General features: G+C 36.1%; 8 protein-coding genes. 4 read left to right on the top strand and 4 right to left on the bottom strand.

Annotated features, from left to right (window positions below; genetic code table 11):
• Positions 1–24: 24 nt before the first annotated feature.
• Complete coding sequence (locus C3E89_RS05670) at positions 25–402, bottom strand: hypothetical protein (RefSeq protein WP_236911502.1); 378 nt, start codon at positions 400–402, stop codon at positions 25–27.
• A gap of 137 nt (positions 403–539) precedes the next feature.
• Between C3E89_RS05670 and C3E89_RS05665 the strand changes: the two genes are divergently transcribed.
• Entirely contained in the window at positions 540–1,811 is a 1,272-nt protein-coding gene (locus tag C3E89_RS05665) for a D-serine ammonia-lyase (protein WP_236911501.1), read from the top strand.
• A 28-nt stretch (positions 1,812–1,839) separates the two neighbouring features.
• A complete protein-coding gene (gene iadA / locus C3E89_RS05660) occupies positions 1,840–3,012 on the top strand; it encodes a beta-aspartyl-peptidase (RefSeq protein ID WP_236911500.1) in 1,173 nt (390 codons plus the stop codon).
• A 324-nt stretch (positions 3,013–3,336) separates the two neighbouring features.
• On the opposite strand, the gene C3E89_RS05655 is transcribed toward iadA, so the two are convergent.
• From C3E89_RS05655 to C3E89_RS05645, 3 genes are all read right to left on the bottom strand, one after another.
• A complete protein-coding gene (locus C3E89_RS05655; RefSeq protein WP_236911499.1) occupies positions 3,337–4,467 on the bottom strand; it encodes a glycerate kinase in 1,131 nt (376 codons plus the stop codon).
• Positions 4,468–4,538: 71 nt separating this feature from the next.
• Complete coding sequence (locus tag C3E89_RS05650) at positions 4,539–5,861, bottom strand: 6-phospho-alpha-glucosidase (RefSeq protein ID WP_236911498.1); 1,323 nt, start codon at positions 5,859–5,861, stop codon at positions 4,539–4,541.
• A 40-nt stretch (positions 5,862–5,901) separates the two neighbouring features.
• The gene (locus tag C3E89_RS05645) at positions 5,902–7,464 is read right to left on the bottom strand and encodes a PTS transporter subunit EIIC (protein ID WP_236911497.1); all 1,563 of its coding nucleotides are present in this window, start codon (positions 7,462–7,464) and stop codon (positions 5,902–5,904) included.
• 222 nt (positions 7,465–7,686) lie between these two features.
• Here C3E89_RS05645 and C3E89_RS05640 point away from each other — a divergent pair, with 222 nt between their 5' ends.
• Both C3E89_RS05640 and C3E89_RS13430 read left to right on the top strand, forming a co-directional pair.
• Entirely contained in the window at positions 7,687–8,442 is a 756-nt protein-coding gene (locus C3E89_RS05640) for a MurR/RpiR family transcriptional regulator (protein WP_236911496.1), read from the top strand.
• Between the two features lie 139 nt (positions 8,443–8,581).
• On the top strand, positions 8,582–10,678 hold the full coding sequence (locus C3E89_RS13430; RefSeq protein WP_236911495.1) for a YcdB/YcdC domain-containing protein: 2,097 nt from the start codon (positions 8,582–8,584) through the stop codon (positions 10,676–10,678).
• Positions 10,679–10,700: the final 22 nt, after the last annotated feature.

The raw sequence follows: 10,700 nt of genomic DNA, 5'->3' as shown, positions 1-10,700 counted from the left end.
AAAAACTTATCCTGGTCCTTTGTTTTAGCCGTCTATAGAGTCTAGGTCATGGGTTAGTATTTCTTCAATCTTTGATTGGATTCTATCGAGGTCTAAACCAGCCTCATCTAAAATGCTATTTCGGAGCATAGGTCCAATCTGTTCGATATCGTCTAATATATCTTGAAGAAGTTCCATAGCTGCAGTGGCCTCCAAAACATCCCTAGGAGTCTTGGACATATTGGCTAAAATAGAATTTTCCGTTCTAGAAGCGATGATGGGATTATTTAAGTTTTCTACATATACTAGGGTGCGGCGACCAGGACCTCGATTATCTTCAATAGGATCTAATGCGACGATTTTATCAGATCTTACAAACTTACCATAACCTAGAGGAATGATGGTGTTTTCACGGATTTCCAATATAATTCACCCCTTATTTGTATTTTTGGATATTTAGTATATTTGAAAGCTAATTTTATTGTATTATTTGCGAATATATGATGTACTATAAGTATATCATAGACAAAATTTAGTATATTATACCGGAGGTGGGGAAAGTGAAACCTATATTAGCCCTAAGAGACCAAGATACTCTATTGAAAGATATAAAGTCGTTAAAGGAAGTAATCTGGATAAATGAAAATTATACCAAGTTTAAGGATGTAGAAGAAGAACTACCTATATCCTATAAAGATGTGCTAGATGCAGAGAAAAGACTAAATAGATTCCAACCTTTTATCAAAAAGGCTTTTCCTGAAATCATAGATGGTATAATAGAATCTCCCTTGACGGAAATCGATCATATGAAGGATAGGATGGAGAAGGATTATGGAGAAGGTATAGAGGGGAAACTGCTATTAAAAAGAGATGATCTACTTCCCATTGCTGGCTCCATAAAAGCAAGAGGTGGAATATATGAAGTCTTAAAGCATGCAGAAACATTGGCCATAGATAAAGGTATGTTGTCTATGGAAGATGACTATTCCATATTAACAGAAGATAGATTTAAACAATTTTTCTCCAATTATACAATACAAGTAGGTAGTACAGGTAATTTAGGTCTTAGCATCGGGATAATCAGCGCAAAACTAGGCTTTAAGGTGAAAGTCCATATGTCCCAAGATGCAAAGCAGTGGAAGAAGGATCTCCTTAGGAGCAAGAGAGTAGAGGTAGTTGAGTATACTTCCGATTATTCAAAGGCAGTAGATAAGGGAAGAAAACAATCGGATAAGGATCCAAATAGCTATTTTATAGATGATGAAAATTCCAAGGATTTATTTTTAGGCTATGCTGTAGGAGGGTTGAGGCTTAAAGACCAACTAGATGAGATGAATATTGTAGTGGATGAAAACCATCCTTTATTGGTATACCTTCCTTGTGGCGTAGGAGGGGGTCCTGGGGGAATAACTTATGGGTTAAAACTTATTTATGGTGATAATGTCCATTGCTTTTTCGCAGAACCTACCCATTCCCCAGCTATGTTACTAGGATTGATGACAGGATTACATGATAAGATTTCTGTAAAGGATATTGGACTGGATAACAAAACCCAAGCTGATGGACTGGCAGTAGGAAGGCCTTCATCCTTTGTGGGAAATATAATGGACAAAATTTTAGCAGGGGTATATACCATTGATGATAATAGATTATATGAATTTCTAAAAAAGTTATATGATGAAGAGAGGATATTCTTAGAACCTTCAGCCTTGGCAGGGCTCTTAGGACCTATTCTATTACATCAAAAAGAGAATGCTACACATATCTGTTGGGCCACAGGAGGTAGCCTAGTTCCAGAAGACATAAGGCAGGAATATTATGAGAGGGCTTGATTATATGGCATGAGAAGGAGGTATTAGGATGTTAACATTGATAAAAGGTGGAGAGATATACGCTCCAAATTATTTAGGCAAGAAGGATATACTGCTAGTTGGAGGAAGGATAGGATACATAAGGGATGAAATAGCTATTCCAAAGGATTTCGTAGATATGGATATTATAGATGCTAGGAGTAAATATATAGCTCCAGGATTTATCGATTCTCATGTTCACATATGCGGAGGCGGTGGAGAAGGCAGCTTCAAAACCCGTACTCCAGAAATACAGCTGACAGACATCACCCTTGGAGGTGTTACCACTGTAATAGGAGTTTTAGGTACAGATGGTACTACAAGGACCATGTCCAATCTAGTAGCTAAAGCCAATGGTCTTGAAGAAGAAGGGATTACTACCTATGTATATACTGGTTCCTATCAGGTGCCTATAAGGACCATTACCGGGAGTATTCAGGATGATATTATATTGATAGACAAGATCATCGGTGTAGGAGAAGTAGCCCTTTCAGATCATCGATCTAGCCAACCAACGGTGGAGGATATGGCAAAGATAGCAGCAGAGGCTAGAGTTGGCGGAATACTATCAGGAAAGGCAGGTATAGTCAATATCCATATGGGAGATGGAGATAGACAGTTGGACTTTTTAGAAGAGATAGTTGAAACCACTGAGATACCAATAACTCAATTTTTACCAACCCATATGGGCAGAAGTACTAAGTTGTTTGCTAGATCTATTGATTACGCTAAAAAAGGTGGATTTGTAGATTTTACTACTAGTTCTAATAAGAAGGATGAAGAAGATTGGGATACAAAACCTAGCAAAGCCTTAAAAACCCTGTTGGAAGAGGGGGTATCTCCAAGGAATATCACCTTTTCATCTGATGGTCAAGGTAGTCTTCCTAAATTTGATGAAGAGGGGAATTTCATAGGCTTAGGTATAGGAAAGGTAAATTCCCTTTATGGGGAAGTCAAAGATGCTATATTGGAAGAAAAAATACCCATAGACAAGGCCTTAAGGACTATAACATCCAATCCTGCCAATATATTGAGATTGTCCAATAAAGGATGTATTAAAGAAGGGATGGATGGTGACATAGTACTTCTTGACAAGACTACATTGGAAATTGATACCGTCATAGCTATGGGAAGGATTATGGTATTGGAAGGAGAGGCTATAGTAAAGGGTACTTTTGAATAGAGTGATAGTTGGGGAAGGGGTATTTTCTATGTATTGTTGTAGATTTAGGTGTCGTAATTATGTGCCCAGTCCCGACATATTTGGGGAAGATAAGCACCGACTTGCGAAAAATTCGTGCAAACATCCAACTAAGGGGAAAAAATCGCTTGGCCGTGTTTTTTAGCGATAGCGATCTTCACGGCCATTTTTTCCCCGTGTCGTGCTATTTGCCAAATCTCGAATCGGAGATGCTGTTCTTTATAAATATGCCGGGGGCTACCACTAAAACAATTTAGAATTAACGACACATAATTCATAATAAGTGTCATAATCTAGGGCTGAAGGCTATATGGCTATCAAAGCCCTTATTATCCTTTCAGCTGTATCCTCAAGTAAGGATTCCCCATGGACCATTGCTTCCTCAAGAGTCATAGGCTTGTTTACTATGGAGAATATGCTGTCTATACCTTTTTCATATAGCACAGAGGCATCTTCACCTATTCCTCCAGCTATAGCAATAACTGGCTTATTATATTTTTTAGCCAGAGTTGCTATTCCATAGGGGGTTTTCCCAAATTGGGTTTGACCATCTATCTTACCTTCCCCAGTGATAACTAGATTTGAATCCATTATCTTCCTTTCCAGCTGAGTAGCTTCTATTACTATATCGATTCCCCTCTCTAACTCCGCATCTAAAAAAGCTAAAAGAGCAGCTCCCATACCTCCAGCGGCACCAGCTCCTGGATATTGGAGTAGGGATATTCCGAGGGTATCCTCAACTACTTTTCCAAAATTCTCTAGATTAGCATCCAAAATCTTTACCATATGTTCATCGGCTCCTTTTTGAGGTCCAAAAACATAGGATGCCCCCCTTTTACCTACTAGGGGATTATCTACATCACAGGCTACGACAAAATTACAATCCTTTATGTCTTCATGGAAATTGGAAAGATCTATGCTTTTTAGTTTCCCTAATCCCTTTGCTCCTAATCCAATATCTTCACCATTAGCATCTAGTATCTTTGCGCCTAATGCCATTAACATACCAGCTCCCCCATCATTGGTGGCGCTTCCCCCTATGCCGATTATTATATTCTTGTAGCCCTCTTCTATAGCGTATTTAATCAGTTGGCCTGTACCGAAGCTAGTAGTATCCATTGGATTTCGCTCATCCTTTTCTAAAAGGGCTAATCCAGATGCTGCAGCCATTTCAATTACGGCAGTTTTCCTATCCCCTAGTACCCCGTAATAGGAGTCTATATCCCTCATAAGAGGATCCTTTACTTTTACATTAATAATCTGTCCATCTGTAGCTTCTACTAAAGATTCTACAGTACCTTCACCCCCATCAGCCATTGGTACTATCGAGGTTTGTATATTTTCATCTACTTTTTTGATTCCCCTTTCAATAGCTTGGGCTACCTCTTTAGCAGACAAATTCTCTTTAAAGGAATCCGGTGCAATAAGGATTTTCATATTAATTTCCTCCTAATTGTTTATTAATAAAGGTATGAACAAGTATAAGTACTTGTCCATACCTTATCATTTTATCTAAGTTCTGGCCAGTAGTCTTTATTGGCTTCTATTAACGCATCTAATACTTCTCTTGCTTTCTTAGCTGAGACTACCGTCCTGTTTAATGTCAATGCTTGTAGGGCCTTTTCATAGGAACCTTCAAAGTATGCATCCACAGCTAATTTTTCATAGGCTAGCTGGGATTCCATCAATCCTTTGTAGAAGGTACCTATCTTCCCAACGGATAGAGGACGAGGTCCATTGGCAGTCATTACTGCTGCTACTTCTACCATGGCATCGTCTTGTATATTAGATATGATGCCGTTGTTTTCAACTATTACAATATATATACGTTGTTTATTATAGGCTATGGATTCTGCTAGTTCTATTATGAATTCGCTATGGGCATCGTTATGAACCAACACAGATCCTTTAGAGGTGCCAGCCTCTGCTACTCTCCTACATTCATCAAATATCCTTTTTTCTCTACCATCTATAACTTCATTAGCTCTAGTATAGTTAGGATCTAGATGGGATAGCTTATAATCTGGATAATAATAGTATTGTAAATAGGTATTAGGCAGATAGTCGGGGAAATCCATGACCATATCCTTTACCATTCCATAGGTATCTAACCAGGATTGATCTCTTTGCTCTGCATCTACTGGCTTGAATCCATCTTTAAGAATTATTTCCCTTAACTTTGGTAGCAAATCCTGTCCATTTTTATCATATAGATGGGTAAACCATCCAAAGTGATTTAATCCAAAATATACAGGTTCAAGTTCTTCGGATTTGACTCCCAATATCTTTGCATAGGATCTTATAAGATTTACAGGTTGATCACATATATTTAGTAATCTATTGTCCTCAGGGAATACCCTATTGGTAGCTTCAGCCACTATAGCCGCAGGATTTGTATAATTTAGTATCCAAGCATCCTTAGAATATCTACGGATATCCTCTATGGTTTTAATCATATCCCTAATGGATCTTAGTCCATAAGCAAAGCCGCCAGGCCCACAGGTTTCTTGTCCAATAACACCAAGGCTTAGAGGGATTTTTTCATCTTTTTCCCGCATCTTTAATCCGCCAGTTCTCATCTGCATGAATACAAAATCCACATCTATATAGGCTTCTTCAACTTTAGTAGTATAATAGAACTCTAGGCCAGGATAATTTTCTTCAAATAATATCTTTGCAAATTCTCCAATAACCTCTTGACGTTTTTCATCTATATCGAACAGTACCAATTTTTTCAAAGGGAAACGATCCTTCATCTTACATAGACTTTGCAAAAGTCCTGGTGTCCATGTACTACCTCCACCGACTATCGTAACATTAAATCCTTTCAATGAAATTACCTCCTCATATTTATATCAAATTTAACATAAATTATCGATTTCTTTTTAATTCCTTGTCGACAGATGCTTTTACCTTGGAGACTGAAGGGCCATATATGATTTGGATATCATTTTCTCCAGGTTTGATTACACCAGCAGCACCAGTCTTCTTAAATCCTTCTTCATTAACTAGGCTCATATCCTTTACCACTACACGGAGTCTGGTGATACAATTGCTAACGGTTTGGATATTTTCTTTTCCACCTAGGCAGTTAATTATTTCTACAGCTTTTGAATCTATATTGCTATCATCAAACACTATAGCTTCTTCATCTAAAGCAAAATCTGCTTCCCTACCTGGAGTTTTTAAGTCCTTCTTTTCAATAATCAACTTGAAAGCATAGTAATATATAAAGAAATAGATAAGCCCTATTAAAAGTGTAATATACCATTTTGTATCTGGTTGAAGAGCTCCAAACACTAGTAGATCTATAACTCCACCTTGGGTATTACCAATAGCAACTCCAAATAAATGGTTTAGCATAAAGGATAGACCTGCTAATACTGAATGTAGAAGATATAGAACTGGAGCTACAAATAAGAATGAAAACTCAAGGGGTTCTGTAATTCCTGTAACAAAGGAAGCTAGGGCTCCAGCGGTTAATATACCCTTAATTCTTTGCTTGTTTTCAGGTTTAGCAGTTCTATACATGGCTAATGCAGCTGCAGGTAGCCCAAACATCATAACTGGTATCTTCCCTTGGGCTAGGAAGCGTGTAGCTTCTGTAGAGAAGGATACCGTACTTGGATCTGCAAGCTGTGCAAAGTATATATTTAAAGCTCCAGCGATGCTTTCCCCACCTACAACCATCTCACCACCTACGGGAGTAAATCTAAACATGGCATTTAATATATGATGAAGTCCAAAAGGTATCAATAGTCTTTCCAAGAATCCAAATAGGAAAGTTCCAAAATATCCCAATCTAGAAATTGCAAAGCCTACTTTTTGAATACCTCCGCCAATTGGTGGCCATACTATGGGAAGCACTAGACCTACTAATGCAAATACCAATGTGGTAATGATTGGGACAAAACGAGTTCCTCCAAAGAAGCCTAAATAATCGGGGAGTTCAATGGTATAAAATTTATTGTGAAGCTCTGCCACAATAATTCCTACGATTATACCTCCAAAGACCCCTAATTCAAGGGATTGTATCCCTAGTGTCATACCCTGACCAGCTTCCCTCATGTTTTCTGCTAATGCTAGGGCATCATTGTGGGCAAGAACTGTATTTATGGTAATATGCATTATTATATAACCAACAAATCCTGAAAAGCCTGCCACAGCAGTTTCGTCTTTTGCCAGTCCTATGGACAGGGATATAGCGAACAATACTGGTAGATTTCCAAATATTGCTCCTGTTATAGCTTTAGTAAACATGAATATCAATTGCAATACATTGTTGCCTAAGAAGGGTATCTTTGCTATAACATTAGGATTGGAAAATGCAGAACTAATCCCTAAAAAGATACCAGCAAAGGAGATCAATGCAATAGGAAGCATAAAAGCTTTGCCTAATCTTTGAAAATAATTGCTAATTGCTTTTTTAGACATTTAAAATCCTCCTCACATAAATATATTGATTGTTATAAATAGAAAATACAAAGTTTGTCGACAAACTAATTATTTAATTGTATTATATATATATAAATGTAGTCTGGAAACCGTTTTACCCTATTTAGAAACTGTTTTCAAGGATTGAAACTTTTTCATTTTACGAAAAAGTTTTCATAAACTTAATTTGTTTACAATAGATGAAACTTAAGAGGTGATATTTTGAATTTCTTCGATCATATAGAAAATAGAATAGATAGCTTAAATAAAAATGAAACCTACCTATTGAACTATTTTATCGACAACTCTCAAAAGATAAAGGATATGAAAATAAAAGATGCGTCAAAAGAAGTTTTCGTATCTCCGGCTACTATAGTTCGCTTTTGTCAGAAATTAGGATTTAGCGGTTTTATAGAGTTTAAGAATAGTTTATGGTTGACAATAGAACAGCAAAATCAAGATAAGGATTTAATGGAGACTCCAATGGTGGAGTCAAATATATTTGACGATGTAATTAAGACTAAGAATTTAGTAAGCGAAACCACTATCGATGAAATAATCCAACTTATACATGCTAGTGAAAGGATGGATTTCTATGGGGAAGGCTCTTCTAGAATAGTCTGCGAGGAGATGACAAGAAGGTTTAGACTGGTCAAAAAACAATCCTATTTCTACGATGATACTAGCCTTATGTATTTATCAGCCTCTAATTTAAAACTTGGAGATATAGCCTTTTGTGTATCCATGTCAGGAGAAACTTCTCAGATATTAAAGGCAGCTAATATAGCTAAAACCACAGGAGCAACTCTCATATCGGTAACCAATATGAGCAATAATAGTCTATCTAATATAGTAGATAAGGCATTGTTTGTAATCTCTACTAAATATAGATTAGAGGATATGAATTTCGTATCAAGAATACCTGCTTTGGTGATATTAGAATATATATTTAATAGGTATGTAGAAAGGTACTATTAGACTTAATAAACAGATAGACAATGTTCAATAATATATGAATCGTAATATGTTTGTAACTTATATTTGCCAAATTGAAGGTATAATATATATAGATAAGTTTTGGAAGTATTTGGTACAAGGATTCAAAGGAGGGATTTAGGTGAAGAGGAGGATAACTTTTATACTGGCATTGATTATAGTATTGAATATGATTCCATTTGCTTCTTTTGCAGAACAAAACTACGATAAACAACTGAAAGATGCCATTATAAAGAGTAAAAAACTGTTTAACATTGGAGAGGAATATGACAAATTTGAACACAGAGTTACTTCTCGAGAAGGAAAGACTTATTTTTATCTAACCTGGTGGGATAGCAAGGATAAGCTTGGTAGTATAGATGTTTCTATAACATCTGATGGAACGGTAATCAGCTATGGAAAATGGGAACCAAGCTATGGAGAACAAAAGACTAGATTACCAAAGGTAAGTAAAGAAGAAGGTTTGAAGATAGCTAAGGATTTTATCAAGAAGGTATCTCCAGAATTTGCAGACAATATTAAACACATAGACAGATCAGAACCATTAAATTTATATTCCAATGGATATAACTACTATTTTGTAAGGACGGAAAAGGGAATTCCTTATTATAATAATAATATAGATATTTATGTAGACAACTCCACTGGAGAAGTGAGGAATTATTATGCTACTTGGGATATGAATATAGTATTTCCTGAAGTAAAGGATCCAATTTCATTAGACAAAGCCCAGAAATTGTATAAAGAAAAAATAGGATTGGATCTATTATATAAGTTAAGCTACGCAGGAGATAAGCCAAAATATTATTTGGCCTATGGACCTTTAAATGCTAATCAAGGTATAGATGCTAAAGATGGGGAATTAGTTATTCTAACTGACTATTATCATATCTTCGATAGAGTTGCAGAAGCAGGTGGTGGTGGATATGGAGCAGTTAAGGAAGAGGAATCCCTAAGCCCAGGTGAAGAAGAAGCAATACAAGATGTTACAGGCCTTATATCCCAAGAAGAAGCGGAGAAAATCGGTAGGGATATACTAAAATTGGATTCAGGGTACAAACTAGGTTATATTAGCCTATCTAAGAATTGGAGAGATGCGAATACTTATCATTGGCAAATGGATTTTATTAAGGAGTCTCAAGCCAGTTCAGATTATGTAAGTATAAGCATAGACGCAAAAACCAAGGAATTGGTATCTTTCTACAGAAATATTCCTTTCCAGGAAGGAAAGAAGGCTAAATATGATGAAAAACAATCTTTAGACATAGCCAAAGAGTATATCAAGAAGATGAGTCCAGACAAATTGGAAAAGATGGAATTGAGAATTAGACCTGAGAGGGAAAATCATTTGTCAAGTCAGAATAGCTACTACTTTGAATTCGTCAGAAAAATTGATGATGCCTATGTAGAAGAAGATGGAATTTACATTCAAGTAAATGCAATAGATGGCCAGATAGGAGAATATAGACTCAATTGGAATAAGGGAGATTTTCCTCCAAAGGACAATACAATACCTATAGATAAAGCCTATGATATTCTATTTAAGGATATAGGTATGGAGTTGAAATATATAGTTCCTGGTGCATATGGTAGTGATTCAAATGAAAAGAAAGAAGCCAAATTGGTATATGGATTGAAAAGCGAAAAACCAGCAAATATAGATGCCAATACAGGTGATATACTAAACTATTGGGGAGAACCTTTTAAATCTTCAAAGGTAGTTAGCTATAAGGATATAGATAAAAGCTATGCTAAGGAGAAGATAAATATATTAGCCCAATATGGTATAGCCTTACCAGGGGAGGAGTTCAAGCCTAAGGAGAAGATTACTCAAAGGGATTTCCTATATCTATTAGCAAAGGCCAATAGCCCCTATTTTGAAATAGATGGTTCAAAGGATAAACTATATAGCTATTTGATCAACCTAGGTATTGTAAAGGAAGAAGAAAAAAATCCAGAAGGAATGGTCACCAAAGAAGAAGGTATAAAATATGTCATTAGAGCTTTAAAATATGACAAGATTGCCGATGTAAGTGAAATATATAAGGACCTATTTAAGGATACTAAGGATATAGATCCTAAATTGAAAGGATATGTGTCCATAGCCTATGGACTTAATATAGTTGAAGGTAATAATGGATATATAAATCCTAAAGCAGAACTAAAAAGGGAAGATGCAGCAAATATAATATATAATTATCTATTTAGTGGAAATTAATATTATATACCAAATAATAAGT

This window comes from Clostridium sp. Cult1 (genome assembly GCF_021655095.1).
Classification (GTDB): Bacteria; Bacillota; Clostridia; order Tissierellales; family Tepidimicrobiaceae; genus Schnuerera.
This window is presented reverse-complemented; position numbering and strand designations above follow the sequence as displayed.

Bases quoted from the DNA above. Each gene is read 5' to 3' on its own strand.
- C3E89_RS05645 (WP_236911497.1), bottom strand. From the start codon at position 7,464: ATGTCTAAAAAAGCAATTAGCAATTATTTTCAAAGATTAGGCAAAGCT.
- C3E89_RS05655 (WP_236911499.1), bottom strand. From the start codon at position 4,467: ATGAAAATCCTTATTGCACCGGATTCCTTTAAAGAGAATTTGTCTGCT.
- iadA (WP_236911500.1), top strand. From the start codon at position 1,840: ATGTTAACATTGATAAAAGGTGGAGAGATATACGCTCCAAATTATTTA.